General features: G+C 35.0%; 23 protein-coding genes. 9 read left to right on the top strand and 14 right to left on the bottom strand.

Going from position 1 to position 21,537, the window contains the following annotated elements; translation table 11 throughout:
* Window positions 1-3: 3 nt before the first annotated feature.
* A complete protein-coding gene (locus tag E2R67_RS13025) occupies window positions 4-747 on the top strand; it encodes a hypothetical protein (RefSeq protein WP_134291393.1) in 744 nt (247 codons plus the stop codon).
* A gap of 19 nt (window positions 748-766) precedes the next feature.
* On the opposite strand, the gene E2R67_RS13020 is transcribed toward E2R67_RS13025, so the two are convergent.
* From E2R67_RS13020 to E2R67_RS13010, 3 genes are all read right to left on the bottom strand, one after another.
* The gene (locus E2R67_RS13020; protein ID WP_134291392.1) at window positions 767-1,183 is read right to left on the bottom strand and encodes a hypothetical protein; all 417 of its coding nucleotides are present in this window, start codon (window positions 1,181-1,183) and stop codon (window positions 767-769) included.
* A 197-nt stretch (window positions 1,184-1,380) separates the two neighbouring features.
* Entirely contained in the window at window positions 1,381-2,022 is a 642-nt protein-coding gene (locus E2R67_RS13015) for a 7-cyano-7-deazaguanine/7-aminomethyl-7-deazaguanine transporter (RefSeq protein ID WP_134291391.1), read from the bottom strand.
* Window positions 2,023-2,270: 248 nt separating this feature from the next.
* Window positions 2,271-4,145 carry a methyl-accepting chemotaxis protein gene (locus tag E2R67_RS13010; RefSeq protein WP_134291390.1) on the bottom strand — a complete coding sequence of 625 codons (1,875 nt, stop codon included), beginning with the start codon at window positions 4,143-4,145 and terminating at the stop codon, window positions 2,271-2,273.
* 293 nt (window positions 4,146-4,438) lie between these two features.
* Between E2R67_RS13010 and E2R67_RS13005 the strand changes: the two genes are divergently transcribed.
* From E2R67_RS13005 to E2R67_RS12995, 3 genes are read left to right on the top strand one after another with little or no spacing between them, the layout of a single operon-like run.
* The gene (locus E2R67_RS13005) at window positions 4,439-5,092 is read left to right on the top strand and encodes a regulatory protein RecX (RefSeq protein ID WP_134291389.1); all 654 of its coding nucleotides are present in this window, start codon (window positions 4,439-4,441) and stop codon (window positions 5,090-5,092) included.
* 25 nt (window positions 5,093-5,117) lie between these two features.
* Complete coding sequence (radA, locus tag E2R67_RS13000; RefSeq protein WP_134291388.1) at window positions 5,118-6,536, top strand: DNA repair protein RadA; 1,419 nt, start codon at window positions 5,118-5,120, stop codon at window positions 6,534-6,536.
* Complete coding sequence (locus E2R67_RS12995) at window positions 6,536-7,063, top strand: class I SAM-dependent methyltransferase (RefSeq protein WP_134291387.1); 528 nt, start codon at window positions 6,536-6,538, stop codon at window positions 7,061-7,063. Before radA ends, E2R67_RS12995 begins: the two co-directional genes overlap by 1 nt.
* A gap of 90 nt (window positions 7,064-7,153) precedes the next feature.
* Here E2R67_RS12995 and cysC read toward each other — a convergent pair whose 3' ends face one another.
* The 5 genes from cysC to E2R67_RS12970 all read right to left on the bottom strand — a co-directional run bounded on the left by cysC (window position 7,154) and on the right by E2R67_RS12970 (window position 13,529).
* Complete coding sequence (gene cysC / locus E2R67_RS12990; RefSeq protein WP_208379532.1) at window positions 7,154-7,786, bottom strand: adenylyl-sulfate kinase; 633 nt, start codon at window positions 7,784-7,786, stop codon at window positions 7,154-7,156.
* Between the two features lie 91 nt (window positions 7,787-7,877).
* The gene (locus tag E2R67_RS12985) at window positions 7,878-9,605 is read right to left on the bottom strand and encodes an SLC13 family permease (protein ID WP_134291386.1); all 1,728 of its coding nucleotides are present in this window, start codon (window positions 9,603-9,605) and stop codon (window positions 7,878-7,880) included.
* 118 nt (window positions 9,606-9,723) lie between these two features.
* Window positions 9,724-11,133 carry a sulfate adenylyltransferase subunit CysN gene (cysN, locus tag E2R67_RS12980; protein WP_134291385.1) on the bottom strand — a complete coding sequence of 470 codons (1,410 nt, stop codon included), beginning with the start codon at window positions 11,131-11,133 and terminating at the stop codon, window positions 9,724-9,726.
* A 48-nt stretch (window positions 11,134-11,181) separates the two neighbouring features.
* A complete protein-coding gene (cysD, locus tag E2R67_RS12975; RefSeq protein WP_134291384.1) occupies window positions 11,182-12,090 on the bottom strand; it encodes a sulfate adenylyltransferase subunit CysD in 909 nt (302 codons plus the stop codon).
* A 302-nt stretch (window positions 12,091-12,392) separates the two neighbouring features.
* Entirely contained in the window at window positions 12,393-13,529 is a 1,137-nt protein-coding gene (locus E2R67_RS12970; protein WP_134291383.1) for a site-2 protease family protein, read from the bottom strand.
* Between the two features lie 165 nt (window positions 13,530-13,694).
* Between E2R67_RS12970 and E2R67_RS12965 the strand changes: the two genes are divergently transcribed.
* Together E2R67_RS12965 and E2R67_RS12960 are read left to right on the top strand one after the other, a co-directional pair.
* Window positions 13,695-14,054 carry a DUF2750 domain-containing protein gene (locus tag E2R67_RS12965; RefSeq protein WP_134291382.1) on the top strand — a complete coding sequence of 120 codons (360 nt, stop codon included), beginning with the start codon at window positions 13,695-13,697 and terminating at the stop codon, window positions 14,052-14,054.
* Window positions 14,055-14,167: 113 nt separating this feature from the next.
* Window positions 14,168-14,764, top strand: coding sequence for an RNA methyltransferase (locus tag E2R67_RS12960; RefSeq protein ID WP_134291381.1), 597 nt, complete (start codon window positions 14,168-14,170; stop codon window positions 14,762-14,764).
* A 69-nt stretch (window positions 14,765-14,833) separates the two neighbouring features.
* Here the strand turns inward: E2R67_RS12960 and E2R67_RS12955 are convergent, their stop codons facing one another.
* Window positions 14,834-16,213 carry a PhoH family protein gene (locus E2R67_RS12955; RefSeq protein ID WP_134291380.1) on the bottom strand — a complete coding sequence of 460 codons (1,380 nt, stop codon included), beginning with the start codon at window positions 16,211-16,213 and terminating at the stop codon, window positions 14,834-14,836.
* A gap of 301 nt (window positions 16,214-16,514) precedes the next feature.
* Here E2R67_RS12955 and E2R67_RS12950 point away from each other — a divergent pair, with 301 nt between their 5' ends.
* Entirely contained in the window at window positions 16,515-16,817 is a 303-nt protein-coding gene (locus E2R67_RS12950; RefSeq protein ID WP_134291379.1) for a DUF496 family protein, read from the top strand.
* A 105-nt stretch (window positions 16,818-16,922) separates the two neighbouring features.
* Window positions 16,923-17,669: a 4'-phosphopantetheinyl transferase family protein gene (locus tag E2R67_RS12945; RefSeq protein ID WP_166739389.1), complete on the top strand. Its 747-nt coding sequence runs from the start codon at window positions 16,923-16,925 to the stop codon at window positions 17,667-17,669.
* A gap of 35 nt (window positions 17,670-17,704) precedes the next feature.
* On the opposite strand, the gene E2R67_RS12940 is transcribed toward E2R67_RS12945, so the two are convergent.
* The 5 genes from E2R67_RS12940 to E2R67_RS12920 form a co-directional block, all read right to left on the bottom strand.
* A complete protein-coding gene (locus E2R67_RS12940; RefSeq protein ID WP_134291377.1) occupies window positions 17,705-17,998 on the bottom strand; it encodes a PilZ domain-containing protein in 294 nt (97 codons plus the stop codon).
* Window positions 17,999-18,231: 233 nt separating this feature from the next.
* Window positions 18,232-19,251: a lipoate--protein ligase gene (lplA, locus tag E2R67_RS12935; protein ID WP_134291376.1), complete on the bottom strand. Its 1,020-nt coding sequence runs from the start codon at window positions 19,249-19,251 to the stop codon at window positions 18,232-18,234.
* A 15-nt stretch (window positions 19,252-19,266) separates the two neighbouring features.
* Window positions 19,267-19,668: an acyl-CoA thioesterase gene (locus tag E2R67_RS12930; protein ID WP_445177045.1), complete on the bottom strand. Its 402-nt coding sequence runs from the start codon at window positions 19,666-19,668 to the stop codon at window positions 19,267-19,269.
* Between the two features lie 5 nt (window positions 19,669-19,673).
* A complete protein-coding gene (locus E2R67_RS12925; protein WP_134291374.1) occupies window positions 19,674-20,129 on the bottom strand; it encodes a low molecular weight protein-tyrosine-phosphatase in 456 nt (151 codons plus the stop codon).
* A 22-nt stretch (window positions 20,130-20,151) separates the two neighbouring features.
* Window positions 20,152-20,715 (bottom strand): elongation factor P hydroxylase, encoded by a 564-nt coding sequence (locus E2R67_RS12920; protein WP_134291373.1) that lies wholly within the window; start codon window positions 20,713-20,715, stop codon window positions 20,152-20,154.
* 114 nt (window positions 20,716-20,829) lie between these two features.
* Here E2R67_RS12920 and pdxH point away from each other — a divergent pair, with 114 nt between their 5' ends.
* On the top strand, window positions 20,830-21,483 hold the full coding sequence (gene pdxH, locus E2R67_RS12915) for a pyridoxamine 5'-phosphate oxidase (RefSeq protein ID WP_134291372.1): 654 nt from the start codon (window positions 20,830-20,832) through the stop codon (window positions 21,481-21,483).
* Window positions 21,484-21,537 lie beyond the last annotated feature (54 nt).

Genomic DNA, 21,537 nt, shown 5'->3' with positions numbered 1-21,537 from the left:
TCAGTGAAGCATATAAATCCAGATGAAAGTTTAACAAACATTCGTTCCCGTAATGCAACTAAAGCTGAACGAATTGCTTTAGAAGAAGCATTAACAAGATTACCTATTCCTAGAAAACGTTATCTTAAAGCCGCTTTAAACACAGCTGTATTTTGGGTCTTTTTGCTCGCTGCCTTGTGTATCCTATGGTTTATTAGCAGTATTATTGTTTCCGGATTGACCGGGCTGGATATTGGATTAAGCAGCGAACATGCAAACTATCTATTTCCTTTAATGATTGTCATTGCCGCTATTTTTGCTATTAACTCAACCAAGCAGTGGTTAAACGCAACCACGGATGAATATTCGTTAATAAAAATGGATTTAACTGCTCAAAAAACTAATATCGCAACATATCAAATCGTCGCAGCGACTTGTTTTAAAGAGCCCGAATTAGGCGGATTATTGTATTTTTTACTACTACAAAAAGTTGGCGATAAAGCCTCAAGCGAGCCAGATATTAAAGCTATTTATGATTATGAAAGTCAAAATGAGCACATTGATCCAACTAAGTTACTTACCATCAAAAAACAAATGACAATTTCCATTGCCCCTTTTTCCGATTATCTTTTTGAACATAGATTTGAAGGCGAATTAGTTAAAGATGTGCCTCAATATGATTTGACCTTGTCACCAGATCAATGGCCAGAGCCAAATACGTGGGTTAATGTGGATTGGAAGGAATTAAAAGCTATTTATAACGTATAATAAGATTTAATCACTCAAACTAGGCTGCTAAACAATAATTCATTCGGTTGATGTTGAATAATACTTTTAACACATGCGCACGTGGTATTTTTTTCAAACAATCAGGATCTGACTTTTTAATATGTAACGTTTTCATCGCTTTAGCTAAAGCATGAAAAACCTCAACCTCTTGATCATTTTGAGCTTGTTCCAGGCGACCTTGATAATGATAAAACGCACTTACAACCAGAGCTTCCAAAGTAATTTCAAAATCACTTGCTGTGATCTTTTTTAAACGAGCATGGGACATTGGGACACAATTACCATTAATATTACGGCACAATTTGATTAACGCTTCGGTCAGCTGTTCGTATGATAAATTTTGTTCATTTTTATCTGAGAGTAGAGAATTGATGATCATTGGTAGTAAATTGTAGATATTTTTTAAGCTGTCCATCTTGTTTTTCCATTTTTAACCCTTTGAATGCACTGATTGAATAGTAACCAGTTTAGGGTATTTATCTGATGATTTATTGCTTAGCCAATATGACATGTTATTGCCTCCTATAACATGCTTTGGTTAACAAACTATGACATTCGCATTTGAATTTTATAATTTATTGCTTAAATCATCAGATATTGGACATTAACTAATTAATTAGTGTTAACAATGCGTTTTTCTAATACTTTTAATAACACACCATAAGCAGGTAAAAATAACAGTAAACTCACTAATAATTTAAACCCATAATCAACCATTGCTATTTCAGGCCAATTTGCAGACATAAATTCATCCGATGAGGCGTAAAATGCTACCCCAAAGAAAATAAAAGTATCTAACAAATTACCTAGTAATGTAGAAGCTGTAGGAGCGACCCACCACTGCTTATTAGAGCGTAACTTATCAAACACTTTAATATCTAAAAGTTGACCAAATAGGTAAGCTGCAAAACTTGCAAAAGCGATACGGAAAACAAAACTATTGTATTCAACAAGTGCATCAAAACCTTGGAATAGACCTTGCTGAAATATAACGCCAACAACATATGAAACCAGTAAGGCGGGTAACATTGCTTTAAAAATAATACGGCGAGCATCTTTCTGGCCAAAAATTCTAACAGTTAAATCCGTTGCCAAATAAACAAAAGGGAAACTAAACGCGCCCCAAGTAGTATGCCAACCAAAAAGTGTAAAGGGTAATTGTACTAAGTAATTACTAGCACAAATAATAATGATGTGAAATCCAACCAATAGTGTAAGAGCACGGCGAATTTGCGTGTTTGAAAGTGATAACATATTGTACCTTTTTAAATTGATAACGGGGTGAGGGAACCCGCTTATTATTAATCCCAAATTGGGGTCGGCCATTATAGGGATTTGTGTATACAATACAATCAAAATTTACCGCTAAAAAAGCTGAGATTAATTAAAAGGTAAAATTGATTGAAAGTTAAAATGAATTGAGAAGTGATGCGATAATAAAAAATAAAGCCGCATTACTGCTAAAGTATGCGGCTTTAAATTTAGTCATATAACCTGCGTGATTAAAGTTTAAATACATCCACCGATTTATCTAAACTCAATGCTAAGTTAGTTAAATTTTTCGACATATCTTTATTGTTGTTAGAGCTTTCAAAAGTTACTTTTGCAAGATCATTAATTTCAACAATACTGGTATTAATTTCAGAAGATACGTGAGTTTGTTCTTCAGAAGATGTTGCAATTTGTGCATTCATTTCTTCAATTATTTCAACGGCATCTCGAATTGATTGTAAGGCATTATTTGCATTTTCAGACTTATTAGCGGTTTCTTGTGCATCACGCATATTATTATCCATCAACTCAACTGAACGCTGTGCTTCATTTTGTAGATTTTTAATAACATCTTGAATTTCATTGGTGCTTTCTTTGGTTCGGTTCGCTAAATTACGAACTTCATCTGCAACCACAGCAAAACCGCGCCCATGTTCACCAGCACGCGCGGCTTCGATTGCTGCATTTAATGCCAATAGATTAGTTTGTTCGGAAACTCCATTGATAACCTCCAAAATACTGCCAATACCCTGCGTCGCTTCTTCTAGTTTATTGGTTACTTCCATTACTTTTTCAATCCCATTCACCAGTGTTTTAATGTTGTTATTCATCTCTTTAACAACATCAATACCTTGGTCAGAGAATTCGTTTGCTTCCTTCGCGGCGGCAGACGCTTGTTGGGCATTGCGAGCCACTTCCTCCACTGTCATTGCCATTTCATTCATTGCCGTTGAGGTTTGTTCTAACTTAAACATCTGCTGTTCTGAACTACCATTTGTTTTTGATGCCGCAACAGCAACGTTATCGGATGATGATTTAAGCTGACTTGTTGCATCATTGATATTAGCAATAATAGACTTTAGGTTGTTGATCATCATAATTGTTGCACCGTAGACGCCCGTTTCATTACCAGTCACTGGTACTTGTAATCTAAGATCGCCATTAGCAACACGTTTAACTAACCTTTCTATTTCTTTAGGCTCTCCACCAATTGGGTTATACATTAATCTAACGACAAACAGATAAATAATAACCAAGGAAACGATAATTAAAAGAACAGAAAGGATTGCACCTTCTTGTAAATTTTCATTAGACGCTGCATTTACATGGCTTGTTTTATCCCATGCCCAAACCGTCCAGCCTAATGAATCAATTTTAGTGCTATTAACCACATACTCTTCTCCTGCATTCTCATAGGTATGCTGGCTACTTTCTTCATTAGCGAATGCTTCATAAGTAGGTTGTAGTTCAAATAAGTTTTGCCCTATTTCATCAGCATTAGGAGAGGCAAGAATAAAACCATCTGAACGGCTAACAACCAATTGATTATTTTCAGAAAGACTATTTACAAACTGCGTGATCCCAAGTACTTTCATATTGACTAATAAAGTTGCTGCAATTTTTTTATCACGTATCACAGGTACGGCTAATGCCATTACAAAATCACCAGTGTTAGTTGTATAAGGTTTGGTGATGATCTTTTTTTCACCCGCAAATATTCTTGTATACCATTCTCGGTCAAACGCTCTTTTATTTTCTTTGATCACTTGGCCAGTAGAAATAAAGCTGTCACCATTCTTAAGTACGACGACTGCTGCAATAACGTCAAAGTATTCCTTTGCATTTTTGACTTTATTAACAAGGTCATCAGCATTCAGATTATCGCCAATTTCTAAGTCATGCCCTAAGAGAGTTAAACCATCAAAGTAACGTTCAACGTGTTGATCTAATGCATTGGATATTAAAAAAGATTCTTTCTGTAGACTTTTTGTAGAATTAGCAATAGAAGCGGATTTGAAATTGAAATAACCTCTAGTAGACACGATCAATATAGCAAGCACAAACAGTGCTCCAATATAACTTAACAGCTTCTTTTTAGCGCTCATAGCACGTCCTTTACTCTAAGTGGTTTTGTATCGGTGAAGTAAGGTTAAAATATAGTTCACTGTAAACTGCAAATAAAGGAAAAAGTAAAATCTATGTTAAATTTATGTAAAAACATGATCTTGTTCATCTTTTATAAGAGCGTTCACCTTTTTTTGTAGTTTTGAATGCAATAAATAAAAGTTGATAGAAGTAGTTTTTAACAACCTTAGTTTTCACATTATTAATAACTCTACTTTACATACCTTTACACGCACCTATAATACACTGTATATAAACACACCTAGAGAGCCCTATGTTTGCGAATAAACCAATTAAAATAGCAAAAGATATTGAGGGCGTTCGTCGCAGTGCGTTATGGCATTTATCCCGCCGAGATCATAGTGAAGCCGAATTATTAACCAAACTTCAACGCAAAACTGACAATCAAGAATGGATCAATACAATTATTAATGAATGTTTAGATTTCAATTATTTGAATGATGAACGTTTTTGCGAGTCTTTCATTCGTAGTGCACAAAATAAAGGACATGGAAGAACGCGTATTCAACAAGATTTGAAGCTTAAAGGTATCAGTGAATCATTAATTAAAAACACTTTTGAGAATAATGAATTTGATTATGTTGAATCAGCTCAGAGGTTGCTAAATAACAAATATTCTGAAGCTATCGCTACTCAACATTTGAAACAAAAAGCGATGGGATTTTTACAAGCAAAAGGTCATGGCTTTGATACTATAGCGATAGCAATCGAAGCGCATAACGAACATTATCCAACGCCAAGTTTTAATGATTTAGAAGAAGCTTGTTTGTTGCTTGGTAAAAAGTTTAGAGTTCGTATTGAGGACCAAAAACAAAAAAATAAAGCAATACGACATTTAATTTCGCATGGCTATGATTACTCAAAATCAAACCAAGCAATAAAATTATTTAATGAAAAATTAAATTAAAAAATCTATAAAAACGGAATAAATAATGGCAAAAGCAAAAACAAAAATTTCCTATGTTTGTAGTGATTGCGGCGCAGATTACACAAAATGGCAAGGTCAATGTGGTGAATGTAAGGCATGGAATACAATCACAGAATTCCGTGAAGCTTCGAGTACAAGTAAATCAGTGAATGCAGCCATTAACCGAAACAATAATGGTGCAGGTGGTTATGCAGGTATTACCTCTAATGGTGTCCAACGTATCTCAACCGTACAAGTTGAAAATGCACAACGCGTTTCTACAGGGTTGAGCGAATTAGATCGTGTTTTAGGCGATGGAATAACATTGGGTTCAGTGGTGTTGATAAGTGGCGATCCAGGTTCAGGTAAAACCACCCTACTTACTAAAGTTGCTTCAGTGATGTCACAAACAATGTCTACACTTTATGTCACAGCAGAAGAAAGTTTAAGCCAATGGGCGAAACGCGGAATTGAAAGATTGAACTTAAACTTTAATGAAACAAACTTTCTACTTTCCGATACCGATAGCATTGAAGATATTGTTAATCAATGTATTGAAAATAAAGTTAAGTTTTTAATTGCAGACTCAATACAGGCCTTTGAATCGAACTCTGTTGATGGTTCAGCGGGAGGTGTGACACAAGTAAAAACCTGTGCCAAAATTTTAAACCGATTATGTAAACAACACGGCATTACCTTAATCTTAGTTGGACAAGTTAATAAAAACTCGCAAATGGCAGGCCCTCAAACACTTAAACATATTATCGACACCGCAATTCATATTGAAGTCAATGATGCATCAGTACGTATTTTAAGAGCAGATAAAAACCGTTTTGGTGATACAGAACAGGTCGGTATTTTTCAAATGACCGAGAAAGGCATGCGTTCAGTTGATAATCCTAGTCGTTTATTTTTATCGGGTAGTGATGAGCATTTTGAAGGCTCTGCGATTTCAGTTATTAAAGATGGCGCACGCAACTTGTTAATTGAAATACAAGCACTAGCAACGGAAGTAGAGGGTGAAAAATCAATCCGTAACTGTATTGGTGTTTCTTACAGTCGCTTATCTTTAATTACTGCGGTATTAAAAAAGCACGGTGGTATTCCCACCTATTACGATATTAATATCAGTTTAGTCGGTGGTTTAAAAATGGCTGATTCTGAAACCTCTACCGATATGGCAGTAACCGCTGCCCTACTGAGCTCAATTAATTCGAAACCGTTACCTGTTGATGCTGTTTTTATTGGTGAATTAGCATTAACCGGTGAATTACGACAGATCCCACAAATCGTTCCACGAGTACGAGAAGCATTAAGTCATGGTAAAAAACTAATTTTCATTCCAGCAGTCGCTTATCATGCTTCTATGCAGCAATTTGTAAAAGGCGATCAAAAAATTATTCCGCTGAAAAACGTAAAAGAATTAATTGAAGCATTACAATAATGTCAGTTGCTCAATTATTACAAGAACACTGTCACTTTTTGCAAAAAGATAAAGGGCCAGTTTTAGATTTAGCCTGTGGTAAAGGCCAAAATGGTTTGTATCTAATTGAGCAAAACATTGAAACCATTTTTGCAGATATTAACCCTAACCATTTAGATACTTTAATAGCAGAACATAATATCGACAAGATTCATTGCTGGCTTGCTGATTTTGAATCAACTTCATCAATTGATGCATTAAAATTAGCAACCATGCAATTACAAGCTGCGATTGTTTTTAGATACTTACATCGACCACTATTTGATATGATCAAAAAAGCAGTTAAACCTGGCGGTTATGTGATTTATGAAACTTTTACTGAAGCTAACAGAGAGTTTGGACGCCCTCACCGAGACCAATTTTTATTAAAAGAAAATGAGTTAAAAAGCGTATTTAAAGATTGGAATTGTATCTTTTATTTTGAAGGCATTAAGCAGAACCCGAAACGAGCAATTGCTCAAATTGTATGTCAAAAGCCTTTTACTTAGGCGGTTTAAATTCAATTTAGAAGAGAATATTCAAACACAGAAACCAATAACAATTGAACTCACTAATCGTTATTGGTTTTTTTAATGCTTTTATAAATATTTATTTTCTTTTAAATAGTCAATAACTTGCTGAGCACAAGCTTCAATAGATTGGTTATCTGTTTTTACGTGAATTTCAGGATTCACTGGTAATTCATAGGCACTATCAATACCTGTAAAGTTTTTAATTTCACCTGCACGTGCTTTTTTATATAAACCTTTTGGATCGCGTGATTCACAAACGTCAAGAGGCGTATCAATAAACACTTCAATAAACTGGCCTTCAGGCAATTGTGAACGCACCATTTCACGATCAGCAATAAAAGGTGAGATAAACGCCGTTGAAACTAACAAACCCGCATCAGCGAATAATTTAGCGACTTCGCCAACACGTCGAATATTTTCAATACGATCATTATCTGAAAAGCCTAAGTCACCATTTAAACCATGACGTACGTTATCGCCATCTAACACATAGGTTTTAGCTTGGTGCTGAAACAACATAAGATCAACAGCATTGGCAACAGTAGATTTACCTGAGCCACTTAAACCAGTAAACCATAAAACAGCTGCTTTATGTCCATTAAGCTGACAATGATCTTGATGTGAAACACTGGCTTGATGCCAAACTACATCAGACGACTTTTCACCATCGACTTCTTTTTCAATATAAGGGTTATTCATCATCACTCTCTTTAATTCATTCATTAATCGTTTTTTAGTACATTAATTGTTTTTAGTCTTTTTTTAACAGTAAGTTTTTAATACCAGGTTTTTATAGCCCAAAAACGGCAACAATAGCGGTAATACAAGTCACACTATAAACAACACTCACAGGTACACCAATTTTAATAAAATCGTTTAATTTATATTGCCCTGCATTAAACACCATTAAGTTGGTTTGATAACCATAAGGGCTAATAAAGCTTGCACTTGCGCCAAAGGCAACCGCCATAATAAAGGCAATTGGATTAGCGTCTACACTTAATGCAAGCCCATAAGCAATAGGAAAAACTAACGCAGCCGCTGCATTATTAGTGACTAATTCAGTCAAGAATAAGGTCACTATATAGACAGCAATTAACGCCATCAATGGGCTTAACCCTAACGCACTATGACTCATTAATTCACTGAAGCTTGTTATGATGCCACTGTTTTGTAATGCATAGGATAAAACAATAGCCGAAGAAATAATAACCCAAATCTCAGTTGGAAAACGCCTTAAAATTTCACTACTCGTTAAACATCCGCTTAATAGCAATACGCCTAATAACAAAACAACCGCTTTAAACAAAGACACAACGCCAAATGCAGCTAGAGCAATAGCAGCAACAAAACCTACAATGGCCAATAATTCTTTTTTACCAGACAAACGAGAGTCAAGCTCAATATCTGATAATAATATAAAGTTTTTACGGATATTTCTGCGTGATTTAAAATCTTCACCGACCGCTAACACTAAAAAATCACCGGGCCTAATTTTAACTTCACCAATTTTCCCTGATACCTTTTCACCATCGCGTTTAATGGCAACAACCGCAGCATCAAATAAAGAACGAAAACCAATAGATTTTAAGGTTTTGCCTGTTAATACACTTTCAGGACGAACCACCACTTCACGTAAGTTATCTAAAGGTAAACCTCTTTTTTCTGCAAAAATAGACAATCCATCAAACAAGTGTAATTGGCTTACTTTGGAAACATCTCCACTGAAAATAAGTTTATCATTTGCTTGAATCACTTGATTAGGTGCAATCGCAGTAAAGACACAATTGCCGCGTATAATTTCAACAAGGAATAAAGACTGTAAATGACGTAAGCCATTTTGCTCTACGCTTTTACCTATTAATGTTGATTCTGGATTAACTTTCGCCTCAATAAAATATGACTGGGCTTCACCCTCTTTCATATTTCTATCGGGTAATAAGGAACGACAACAATATAAAGTGATCCCACAGGTTACAACGAGACATAAACCCACTAAGGTAAAATCGAAAAAACCTAGCGAAGGCAGATTAGCATCTAGCACTAAACTGTTAACAATTAGATTCGTTGAGGTTCCTACAAGCGTTAATGTACCGCCCAAGATAGCTGCATAAGATAAAGGGATCAGAAGCTTACTTGCCGAGTGATTAGGATTGTTACGAATTGGCGCAAGCATAGTAGAAACGACTGCAGTGTTATTTAAGAAAGCAGATGAAATCACTGTAAAACTAAACAGTCTTGCCCAAGTTGCGCTGTAACAAGGTTTAATAACCTTCATCGCGACCAAACGCAATAGGCGTGTTTTTTCCAATGCGATGGAACAAAGCATGAGTAGAATCAAAGTTAATAAACCCTGATTGGAAGCACTTTTGATCACTTGATCCGTCGAGACCATTTGCGTTGAGAATAATATTAATAACGCGACTCCAAACACTAAACTTGGACGCTGCTGAAATTTAATTAAACCGAAAATAGTACCAATGAAAACAGCCAGTACAAAGTAGGATTGAAGTGTCATAGATGCTCAAATTAGTGTTAATCAAAAAGTAATTAATAAGCCTTTGTACTAATGAGAATGAACACTCGCCAGTAACAAAGGCTTCATAATAAAGTCACCAATGATTAATGGTTGAACTTTATCCTTTTAGGATATTTTTTGCTTCCCAGTGTGGGAAATGCTTACGAACTAAAGCGTTAAATTCAATTTCAAAATCGCTGTAAGCAGGTTTATTTGAAGCATCAGCTTCAACCGCACGTTTAATCATGCCCGCACCAACGGTTGCGTTAGTTAAACGGTCAATAATGATAAAGGCACCTGTTGCTCTATTTTCTGCATAAGCATCAAATTGAACTTCTTTGGCTACTTCAAAATTACAGCTACCAATTTCATTTAGCGCTAATTGTGTTGCTGGTTTTTGTTCGATGGTATTCACATCAGTTTGATAGTTAATGGCATTAACAGAGCCAACCGTTGAGTTACTGCCTACTTTGATGATGTATTCACGATCAACATTTAATGGTGTTTCATCCATCCAAACTACATCAGCTTCAAAATTCTTAGTTGATTGCGGTTTTTCATGAGGACGAACAATCATATCGCCACGACTAATATCGATTTCATCTTCTAGTGTTAAGGTGATCGCCATACCTTGATAAGCAATGTCGATATTGCCGTCAAAAGTAACGATTTCTTTTACTTTACTTTGCTTACCAGATGGTAATGCTTCAATGGTATCGCCAACGCGAATTTCACCTGATGCAATAGTACCTGCGAAACCACGGAAATCTAGGTTAGGTCGATTGACATATTGTACGCCTAAACGGAATTGGTCAATGGCATTGCTACTAATTTCAACTGTATTTAATAAACGCAAAAGTGGAGAGCCTGGGTACCAAGGCATATTTTCACTTTGGTTAACTACGTTATCGCCTTTTAAGGCAGAAATTGGCACAAAACGAACGTCAGCGATGTTTAACTGTTTAGCAAACTCACGGTAATCCGCTTTAATTTTACGGTACACTTCTTGGTCGTAACCGACGGCATCCATTTTATTAATAGCAATCACAACGTGCTTGATACCTAATAAAGAACAAATGTAAGAGTGACGACGTGTTTGTACTTGTACACCATGACGAGCATCAATCAAGATAATCGCTAAATCACAGGTTGAAGCGCCTGTTGCCATGTTACGAGTGTATTGTTCATGTCCCGGTGTATCTGCAATAATGAATTTACGTTGTTCTGTTGCAAAGTAACGGTAAGCCACATCAATAGTGATACCTTGTTCACGCTCAGATTGTAAACCATCAACTAATAACGCAAGGTCAAAAGATTCGTCTGTTGTATTGAATTTTTTAGAGTCTTTTTCAATGGCAGCCATATGATCTTCAAAGATCATTTTACTATCAAATAATAGACGGCCAATTAATGTCGATTTACCATCATCTACGCTACCACAGGTGATAAAACGCATCATGTCTTTGTTCTCATGAACACGTAAATATTCTTCGATATCCGATGCGATTAGATTTGTATCGTTAGTCATTCTTTTTTCCTTAATACTTTATGGGAGAGAGTTACTTTAAACAGTCGTTTAGAAGTAGCCTTCCATCTTTTTCTTTTCCATCGAACCAGCAGAATCATTATCGATCACACGACCTTGACGCTCTGATGTTGTTGTTAACAACATTTCTTGAATAATTTCTGGTAATGTTTTTGCTTCAGATTCAATTGCACCTGTTAGTGGGTAACAACCTAATGTACGGAAGCGAACATTTTTAAGTTGTGGCACCTCACCTTCTTCAAGTGGCATGCGGTCATCATCAACCATGATTAATGAACCATCACGCTCTACAACAGGACGTGGAGCAGAGAAATATAATGGCACCATTTCAATATCTTCTTGATAGATGTACTGCCAAATATCAAGCTCAGTCCAGTTAGATAATGGGAATACACGAATACTTTCACCACGATCTACTTTAGAGTTGTAGATGTTCCATAATTCAGGACGTTGATTTTTAGGATCCCAGCGATGTTTTTTATCACGGAATGAATAAACACGTTCTTTTGCTCGAGATTTTTCTTCATCACGACGTGCGCCACCAAAAGCGGCATCAAATCCATAATGATCTAGCGCTTGTTTTAAACCTTGTGTTTTCATTACATCAGTGTGCTTTGCTGAACCGTGTGTAAACGGCCCCATGCCCATTGCAATCCCTTCTGGATTTTTATGCACTAATAAATCAAAGTCATATTTTTTAGAAAGATTGTCACGGAATTCAATCATTTCTTTAAATTTCCAATCTGTATCAACATGCAACAATGGGAAAGGAATTTTACCTGGGTAAAATGCTTTACGTGCAAGGTGTAATAACACAGATGAATCTTTACCAATTGAGTACAACATTACTGGATTATCAAATTCAGCCGCTACTTCGCGCATGATTTGAATTGATTCAGCCTCAAGTGCCTTAAGGTGAGTTAGTCTTTTATTGTTCATGTGTTTCCTTACAAAGTCACAGGATGTATATAATTGGAAAGTATTATGCAGTGTTATTAAATAAATAGGCAGTAACGAATTCAAATAGAATATAGAAAATAGTTATAAGGCCTATAAAAAACACAAAACACTGATAATTAAAGAGATAAAAAATAACAAAACAATTTGGATAATATAAAAACGCAAAGTTAGTGTTTTATTTTTTCTTCAAAAAAAAATTTTTATTATAACAAATTTAATTTATTCTGTTCTTGCTTATTAAAATATTGCTATAAACTGATCCAATATTAGCTTATTAACATTTAATTACCCAATATTTGCAGCGGTAATGATAATAAATGGTCACCAGAGCTTGCAAAATAAAAGATAACACCAACTAATCCGGACACAGTTAATAAATACCATACTGTTGAAAATAGTTGCCCATAACCATCCAGTGGTAATAAGTGACTGTTAAAACGAGTTCTCCATTCAAAAATTATTTCAAGGCTGCCAACGATGAGTAAGAAGCCTAACAATGCAAGTCCAAGAGAATAGCTAACCACGACACCAAAAAGAGCCCCTAAAATACAAGCGATTAAGCCCGCTTTACTATTCATTGAAAAACTAATACTTTTTAATATATGTCCACCATCTAAAGGCAAAATAGGTAACATATTAAATAAATTTAATAAGGCATTAAAAGCGGCTAGTCCAGCAAAAAACTCACTATCCGTAGCCCAATAAATTAGCATGCAAAGTAATGATAAGATCAGGCCAAATGTAGGCCCCATGATAGAAATAACCACATCTTGCCAACGTGTGTTAATTTTTTCATCGGTAACAGCTAACCCGCCGACAAAAGGAATTAAATAGATCCCTTTTGTTTTCATTCCAAAATATTTCATTGCACGGATATGACCATATTCATGAAATACCAAGCAAGCAATTAAGGAAGCTGCAAATTGAAAAGAGAAAAACCAACTGTAAGCAGCAACACTTGCTCCCGCTAAAACGACTTTAATTAATTTTACACTCTTAAATAGTTTAAGCGCTAATAACCCTAATCCCATTACATTTAATTTTTTAGGTTCAGTGACTACTTTAACGGGGGTTTGTTGCTCAATATCTTTGGCATCTCGGGATGCTTCTTTTACAAGTTTTTCATCCACATGAAATGAATAATTGAGTTTAAATGGTTGCCAAATTACATCTACTTCAAGTTTACATTGGATCTTTGTTTGCACTGGTTCATCCATTGATACTTCGGACTCAATGTTTCCGATACTAGAATCAATTTGTTTTAAAAATTCAAAATGATGAATTCGTTTGCCTTGTGCGGCTTCACTTGCCGTAATTTGGGAGACAATTTGCTCTCCCCAATATAATTGCTGCCAGCCAGCCATCGATCCTTCAAGTCGTAATATTTTACCAAAATGCTCTAATTGTAATAATTCCATCGGGTTTCCTTTTAAGTCGCCGTGATTATGCCAGAGATAACACAAAAATAAATAATAGCCTTTCAGTCATTTGTTAAATGCACACGAGTTCTCTCTATCAATTATCTGCTTAATCCGTATACTTAGCGTTTTAATTTATACAACTTCACCATAAGAGAGATCAGCATGACTCAAAACACTGCAGCATTAGACAAATTCGAAGATGACGTAAAAGAAAGTCAACTTTTATGGGCACTGCAAGATAAAGCAAGCGGTGATTGGGTTGTAATGGACTCAATGAGTTACGAAGAAACTGAAGTGATGCCTTTGTGGTCAACGGAAGCGCTAGCAAAAACACATTGTGTTGAAGAATGGGAAGATTATGTGCCAGCTTCTATTTCATTAGCGGATTGGTTTGAGTTTTGGCTTGAAGATTTAGTAGAAGATGATGTTATTGTTGGTATCAACTGGGTAGGAGATGAAGATGATCTTGAACTTGGTTTATCAGAATTTACTGAAGCAATGGGTCAAATAGAAGCCCTATAGAACGCCATTAATAAAAATAATGTGCGCATGCTTAGCTATAAATTTATAACTAGATACGCACATTGGTTTCATTTACTCACCTATTCCTATTTTATTTACCGTGCTTACTTATTATGTCAACAAACACCACTACATCTCCTAAACGTACTATTATCGCGTTAACTAATCCTAAAAGTTCATCAAACGTCGGTGGCACAATGCGCGCTGCTGGTTGCTACGATGCACAAAAAGTTGTTTACTCTGGCGATCGTTTTAATCGCGCGGTTCGTTTAGCTGCAGATACGCAAAAGGTACATGAAATTGTACCATTAGAGCATTATGAAGATTTATTGACAGCTTTAGAGCCTGGCATGAAACTGGTTTGCATTGATTTAATTGAAGGTGCGATCCCGCTACCTAATTTTGAACATCCGGATAATGCGATGTACTTATTTGGCCCAGAAGACGGCACCATTAAGCAACAAGTCATTAATAAAGCCGATGCAGTTGTTTATGTACCTACCATAGGTTGTATGAATCTAGCAGCCTCCGTTAATGTTGTACTTTATGACAAATTGGCTAAATCACAAGTACATGAATTAAATAATGAATTAATTAAACAGAGCAGAGATAAAAACAACAAAATTAAAGTGAAAGCGCTTAAATACAAAAAAAACATGATCAAAGAAGCGAAGAAACGTGAACAATCAGAAAATAAGATAGAGAAATAAAAACGACCGACTTTGTATCAATAAACTAAAAGTCGGCCGTTTAAATAAAAGCTAATCATAACAATTAGCCTATAAATGTTCCTCTGCAAATTCAGCTAAACGACTTCTCATCACTCCATTTAGATAAACATTAGCACTGCCTTCAAAATGTTTAAATTTCTCAACAATGTAAGTTAAACCAGAAGTGACCGGTGTTAAATAATTACTATCTATTTGCGCAAGATTCCCAGAACAAACTATTTTGGTCCCCTCTCCACAACGGGTGATAATCGTTTTTAATTGTGAAGCCGTTAAGTTTTGGCATTCATCTAACAATACAAAGCTATTCTGAATGCTCCTTCCTCGCATAAAGTTAACTGATTTAAATTGAATATTCGCTTTATCCATTATGTAATTAACAGAGCTCGCACTACAATTATCATTCTTATGTAACACTTCTAATGTGTCTGTTACCGAAGCTAACCAAGGCATCATTTTTTCTTCTTCGGTACCAGGTAAAAAGCCAATATTCTCAGCAACATCCGGTGTATTACGAGTCACAATAATTTTGTCGTATTGTTTTTGTTCTATCACTAACTCTAGTGCTGCGGCTATCGCTAAGAGCGTTTTACCACAACCTGCAGGTCCAGTTAAAATGACCATATCAACCAAAGGATCTAATAAAGCATTGATCGCCATTCCTTGATAAATATTTTTAGGAGTCACCCCCCAAGCTTGCTGCCCCATCAGCCTATCGTAACCAATATCTAATAACTCAACGCCCCCTTTAAAATGGTCTGTCACTTTGCCTACAAATTCATGCTTTTCATCGACAATATATTGATTAGGAAAGGGATCTGTAATTTTATCTGAAGCTAATTGATGAAAAGTATCTTCACCTCGATTAAACGTTTCACACTCTTTAATATTATCCCAAAATAAGCCTTCAACCTCTTGATAACCTTTGCTTAATAAATGTACATCGTCTATTAATTGATCGGTTCTATAATCCTCTACATATTTTAATCCCGCACCTTTGGCCTTAAGGCGCATATTAATGTCTTTAGTGACTAAAACAACTTTGGCAGGCGCTTTACTTTGTTGTAAATAGAGTGCTGCATTAATGATTCGATTATCAGGTTCATCCTCACTAAACGCTTCTTTAATAAAGGAAGCATGATGATCTGCAAAAATTGAAATGACTCCTCCGAGCTTGATTCCTTTATGTTCAATTTTGACACCTTGGGTGATTTGTTCTGATGTGGCATCTTGGAAGAGTGTTTCTAAGCTACGAATGGCAACGCGAGCATCGCGACTAACGTCTTTTTGTCTATCTTTAATATTGTCTAACTCTTCTAACACTGTCATTGGAATGACGACGTTGTGCTCTTGGAAGGAATAAAGTGCTAAAGGTTCATGTAATAATACGTTGGTGTCGAGTAAATAATATTTACGGTCGGCTTCTGTCATAGGCTATTCCTTAGTTATTTGGGTAAAATAAAAGGTAAGTGGCATTTTTATATAAACAACAAGCTATTACATATATATGACAAAAATACTTTAAATGCAAAAAACAAACTTATATTTATCTAAATTCAAAGTAATAACAAAAATCAGTTTGGTAAAAAAATAAGCGGCGTATAATCAATTTATTAATATAAATCGGTCTTTTTTTGACTTAGTTTAAATAACCATTCTATTTAATATTACTTAGCTTAATATTTAAGTTATGATTTACGTTATTAAGCATATTAATTAAAAGGTGTGATAAATGAATACTGTTCTAGAATTAGTGAAAACCACTCGTCGTAAAAACAAATTAAAACGTGAAATATTTGATAATGACAAAAAAGTTCGTGATAACCGTAAACGCGTTGATTTATTAACAAATTTAAAAGAATACATTACGCCAGATATGAAGCATGAAGATATTGTTAACATTATTCAAAACATGCTATCTGACTATGAAGATCGTGTTGATGATTACATTATTAAAGGTGCTGAATTGTCTAAAGAACGCCGAGAATTAAATAAAAAAATTAACTCATTTAAATTACCAGATAGCGTTAAATAATAGTTAAATCCTTTCATCTTGTATTTAAATAACAGTATTTACTTCTAATTTAAAAGATAGCTTTGTGCTATCTTTTTTGTTTTGTATAGCAAGGTCGGTCTTTCAGTGCAGCTTATTACTTCTTCTCTACAGCAACTCAGTCAAGATCATATTGATTTATGGACGATTGATCCGACTCAATTGTCAGAAGCGTCAATTCAGCATTTACAAGCCATATTAAGCACTAATGAATTAAATAAACTAAGCCAATTTAAAAATAAAAGAGCACAACATACTGCTTTTGTTGCACGCGCTTTATGCCGCTTAGTTTTAGCCCACTATACTCAATTAGCCGCCTCTGAATTAATCTTTGTACGTAACCAACATGGCAAGCCAGAATTAGCAAATAACCAGCATAAAGTTCGTTTCAATTTAAGTCACAACAATGACTTAATAATCCTATCTGTATGTGTAAAAGATGATATTGGATGTGATATTGAAAACCCATCACGTAAGGTGAATGTCGAACCTTTAACTCGACGTTATTTCTCACAACAAGAGCATACAGAGCTTTGCGGATTAACAAACGAGATACAAACCTCACGTTTTTTTGAAATGTGGACATTAAAAGAAGCATTTGTAAAAGCAACAGGTGTGGGAATTAGTTTAGGTTTGGATAGTTTTTATTTTAATAAGGTATCTGCTGAAAACGCTATAAAAATCATATTTAATAACAATTACACTTTAGATAAAAATCACTCGTGGCAGTTTCACCAACAACAATTGGCGAATCAATTACTGGCAATCTGCCGTTCAAGTGAATTAAAACAAAAGATTAATTTCTTAAAGGCAGAACAATTAATTAACAGCTAAACCGAAACTAAATGGTTAGCTAACCATAAATGGCTTTATTTTAATGCTATAAACTCAACAGCAGCGGAATATGAACCATCTTCACGCTCTTCTACACGAAGCAATTTTGCTTCAGCATCTAGTGGAGGAAAACGTTCATCGTTAGTATCTAGCTGGATATCCACTTTATCTTCAGAATGTAATTCACTAGTTGTAAATGAAATCCCCATGCCAGTACTACTTAGATCAAGGCAAGTTCCATTATAGATCTGTCCATTCTTTGAAATGACAATAGGTAAATTTAACTCCATTCTATGGAATGAACGTTTATCATTTTGTGAAAAATACATAGTAATTCCTTTTAAAAAAGACGTTGTTATAAAAAGTGGTTTATACAATTATCGAAATAAATGCCGGATAAGCACAAACTTTAGTCACAAATAACGGTTATGTAAATTTTATGGCATAAAATAAAAATAACATACTTAAAGCATAACGAATATTGTATTAAAAACGAACAATTAAGACAGGCTAATTATCACAAAGTTTCATTTTTATTCTTTCACAAATTTAAATAAAAGTACTATTCACCTCTAACAAAGAAAGCTTGTTTTTTAAACCAAGCTTGAATATCACTAATATATTCTTCAAATTGTACGTTTTCTGCTGAAAGCCGAGAGAGTTTGTTAGTGATTTCAGTTATTCCATAATGACTATTAGTTAATAAATTCTGTAAGGCATCGATAAAATCAACGTCTAATGCATCAGAATAAATGATACATTCATTAATCACACCTTTCTGGACAGTTAAATTAATATCTACAATACCCCATGTGAAACGCGTTTCTATTTTATGATCAAATTCAGGCGTTTTACCAAATCGCCAATCACTATCGCTCATTTTTTGATAATAAGTATCTAACGCCTCAATCTCTTTCAATGATTCAATATCTAACTGCTCAGGCTCAACGGTTGTTTGATAGTGTTCGAAGAAAGCATCGGTGATTGCTTCACATATAGTCTGGTGGTTAATTTTAGGATTGAACTCAGATAAGTTAGCGACACGAGAACGAACAGATTTAATGCCTTTTGCTTCAAGCTTTAATGGATGTGGATTCAAGTAATTCGCTAATTGTGTTAAATCGGCATTCACTAACAAAGTACCATGATGAAAACTAAGCGTAGAAGTATGCTTAAAAGCAGAGCCAGATATTTTTTTATCGCCTACCGTCAAGTCATTACGACCAGATAAATCGGCATCAATGCCTAACGTTTTTAAAGCTTTGATAATAATGTCAAAATTTGTTGTTTGCTTATAATTATCTTTACTACTTAAAAAAGTAAAGTTGGTATTACCAAGATCATGAAAAACAGCACCGCCACCACTTTGTCGGCGAGCTAAATAAACATTATCTTCTTTCATTTTATCTAAACGACACTCAGCCCAAGGATTTTGATGTTGACCAATCACGACTGTTGGATCATTTTGCCATAAATAAAGCACGTGTGTAGAAGGATCTAATTGACGGAAAATCCAGTCTTCAATCGCTAAATTAAACCAAGGATTATTAGTAGAGGAGTGTAATACTCTTATTTTAGTCATAAAATACCTATCAAGTTAAGCTTGTAATGCCTTTAAAATCACTTCTGGTAATGGCTGTAATTGTTTGTTTTTATCTAAACACACCATTTCTATTTCGCCAATAACAGCAGCACGTGTTGCATTCGGTCGCCAAACTTCTTGTCGCCACAAGGTTTTGTATTTTCCATCGATGACAAAACTAGTGCGAATATCACAAACTTCTGCAAACTCCACACCTTCTTGAAAGGTCATATTCGCTTTATAAACAGCAAAACCAATTCCTTGTTCATTCCATAAAGTATTAAGTCTTTGGCTATCAATAACATGCTCACGAGCTCGCTCAAAGTATTTTAAAAAATTAGGGTGGTACACAACACCAGAGTGGTCAGTATCTTCATAATAAATTTGTACAGCATGATGATAAACTTTATTACTCATATTCATTAATGCCCTATTTTATCTAATAATTGTTCACTTGCTGTTTCTAATAAATCTAATACCAATTCAAACCCATTCGGCCCACCGTAATAAGGATCTGGAATTTCAGTTTCATGAACATCTGAAAAACTAAGAAACAATTGAATTTTATGCTGAAATTGCGAAGGACATTGTGCCAATAGATCGCGTTTATTTTGTTGATCTGCCGCCAAGATATAATCAAAATAAGCAAAATCCTCTTGCTTAACTGGTCGAGAAATTATCCCTTCAAAACTATAACCACGACGCTTCCCTGCAGCTTGAGAGCGTTTATCTGGCGCTTTCCCTTGATGGTGATTGATTGTCCCTGCTGAATCGACTTCTACTTCAATACTGAGTTGCTTTGCTTTTGCTTTTAATACCGCCTCTGCGGTTGGTGAACGACAAATATTACCTAAACAAACGATAAGTATTTTTTTCATAATAAACCTTCATTTTTAATCATCAAACTAGCTGATACATGCCTTTATATTCAAAATCTTCGGCTCTCATTGCTTTTGTTTGATACGTATTTTGACATGCGTTTAATAACTTTACTGTGCGTTCAGAAAAACCTGTATTCAGTAAAGCTAAAACCTGCTGGTAGACTTTTTGTTTGAAAGCGAGACGATTAATGGCAATACCACTTAAATTATCACTACTCACATCAAAGTCAAAACCACAACTAATAGATAAAGCCCATTCAATAGCTTGAGGTAGAATTTCAACTTTTTCGAATTCAGCTTGTTTAGCGGCATCTCGTCCATCGGATTCATACCAATAACCGTAATCAACTTTTAACCGTCTTGTTTCACCTGCGACTAACCAATGTGCTATTTCATGTAACGCACTTGCAAAATAGCCATGAGCAAAAATTATTTGATGAAAATCGCAATCCTCTGAAGCAGGAAGATATAAAGGCTCATCACTACCAGATACCAACTTTGTATTATGTGTTCGATAAAATGTCTGGTTAAAAATATCAATAATATCTTCACTGGAAAATGTATTGATAGCTTGTTTATCCATGCAGTAAAAATCTCATTAAAAATGGTTGTAATATGTTAAAACAATAAGTTCGACAAGGTTTGATACAAATTATACACTGCACACTCTGTTCAATCTAACTAATAAAGATATGTCATGTCATTACTCAGTAAAATACGATGCGCCTTTACATTAGGCCAAGGATTATTAATTGAAAATAAAGCATTGGTAACCACCGATGATCCTATTTCCTTTTTTAAAAACTGGTTAAAAGAAGCAGAAAATTCAGGGATTATTTTGCCTGAATCCATGTCTGTTTCTACTTCAACGAAAGAAGGCCGCCCTTCTTCTCGCATGGTTTTATTAAAAGAAGTCGATCAGGAAGGATTTGTCTTCTTTACAAACTATGGCAGTAGAAAAGCCGATGAACTTGAAGCTAACCCTTTCGCAGCCTTATTATTTCATTGGAATATGTTACAGCGACAAGTGCGTATTGAAGGAAGAATAGAAAGAATAAGCCACGAAGAATCAGAAGCTTATTTTCATTCAAGAGGACGTGGTAGCCAAATTGGCGCATGGGCTTCAAAGCAAAGTGAACTATTGGATGAACGCCAAACATTAGTTGATAGTGTTAAGTTCTACGAAAAGAAATTTGCAGGAAAAGAAGTTCCATTGCCTGAATTTTGGGGTGGTTATCGCGTGATCCCTGAAAGTATTGAATTTTGGCAAGGAAAAGCCGATCGCTTACATGATCGCTTTGTTTATACACAACAAGATTCAACTTGGTCTATTACGCGTTTAAATCCATAATTTATTTAATTATTATTGATTAACAAGCGTTGCTGTCTTGTAATTAGAATTTAT

The sequence above is a fragment of the Psychromonas algicola genome (assembly GCF_004378355.1).
Classification (GTDB): domain Bacteria; phylum Pseudomonadota; class Gammaproteobacteria; order Enterobacterales; family Psychromonadaceae; genus Psychromonas.
Note: the sequence above shows the minus strand (reverse complement) of the source record. Positions and strands in the feature narration are given on the sequence as shown.

What these genes read in the sequence shown, in the direction of transcription:
- E2R67_RS13020 (WP_134291392.1), bottom strand. Translation starts at nt 1,183, where the DNA reads ATGGACAGCTTAAAAAATATCTACAATTTACTACCAATGATCATCAAT.
- E2R67_RS13015 (WP_134291391.1), bottom strand. Translation starts at nt 2,022, where the DNA reads ATGTTATCACTTTCAAACACGCAAATTCGCCGTGCTCTTACACTATTG.
- E2R67_RS13010 (WP_134291390.1), bottom strand. Translation starts at nt 4,145, where the DNA reads ATGAGCGCTAAAAAGAAGCTGTTAAGTTATATTGGAGCACTGTTTGTG.
- E2R67_RS13005 (WP_134291389.1), top strand. Translation starts at nt 4,439, where the DNA reads ATGTTTGCGAATAAACCAATTAAAATAGCAAAAGATATTGAGGGCGTT.
- radA (WP_134291388.1), top strand. Translation starts at nt 5,118, where the DNA reads ATGGCAAAAGCAAAAACAAAAATTTCCTATGTTTGTAGTGATTGCGGC.
- E2R67_RS12995 (WP_134291387.1), top strand. Translation starts at nt 6,536, where the DNA reads ATGTCAGTTGCTCAATTATTACAAGAACACTGTCACTTTTTGCAAAAA.
- cysC (WP_208379532.1), bottom strand. Translation starts at nt 7,786, where the DNA reads ATGAATAACCCTTATATTGAAAAAGAAGTCGATGGTGAAAAGTCGTCT.
- E2R67_RS12985 (WP_134291386.1), bottom strand. Translation starts at nt 9,605, where the DNA reads ATGACACTTCAATCCTACTTTGTACTGGCTGTTTTCATTGGTACTATT.
- cysN (WP_134291385.1), bottom strand. Translation starts at nt 11,133, where the DNA reads ATGACTAACGATACAAATCTAATCGCATCGGATATCGAAGAATATTTA.
- cysD (WP_134291384.1), bottom strand. Translation starts at nt 12,090, where the DNA reads ATGAACAATAAAAGACTAACTCACCTTAAGGCACTTGAGGCTGAATCA.
- E2R67_RS12970 (WP_134291383.1), bottom strand. Translation starts at nt 13,529, where the DNA reads ATGGAATTATTACAATTAGAGCATTTTGGTAAAATATTACGACTTGAA.
- E2R67_RS12965 (WP_134291382.1), top strand. Translation starts at nt 13,695, where the DNA reads ATGACTCAAAACACTGCAGCATTAGACAAATTCGAAGATGACGTAAAA.
- E2R67_RS12960 (WP_134291381.1), top strand. Translation starts at nt 14,168, where the DNA reads ATGTCAACAAACACCACTACATCTCCTAAACGTACTATTATCGCGTTA.
- E2R67_RS12955 (WP_134291380.1), bottom strand. Translation starts at nt 16,213, where the DNA reads ATGACAGAAGCCGACCGTAAATATTATTTACTCGACACCAACGTATTA.
- E2R67_RS12950 (WP_134291379.1), top strand. Translation starts at nt 16,515, where the DNA reads ATGAATACTGTTCTAGAATTAGTGAAAACCACTCGTCGTAAAAACAAA.
- E2R67_RS12940 (WP_134291377.1), bottom strand. Translation starts at nt 17,998, where the DNA reads ATGTATTTTTCACAAAATGATAAACGTTCATTCCATAGAATGGAGTTA.
- lplA (WP_134291376.1), bottom strand. Translation starts at nt 19,251, where the DNA reads ATGACTAAAATAAGAGTATTACACTCCTCTACTAATAATCCTTGGTTT.
- E2R67_RS12930 (WP_445177045.1), bottom strand. Translation starts at nt 19,668, where the DNA reads ATGAGTAATAAAGTTTATCATCATGCTGTACAAATTTATTATGAAGAT.
- E2R67_RS12925 (WP_134291374.1), bottom strand. Translation starts at nt 20,129, where the DNA reads ATGAAAAAAATACTTATCGTTTGTTTAGGTAATATTTGTCGTTCACCA.
- E2R67_RS12920 (WP_134291373.1), bottom strand. Translation starts at nt 20,715, where the DNA reads ATGGATAAACAAGCTATCAATACATTTTCCAGTGAAGATATTATTGAT.
- pdxH (WP_134291372.1), top strand. Translation starts at nt 20,830, where the DNA reads ATGTCATTACTCAGTAAAATACGATGCGCCTTTACATTAGGCCAAGGA.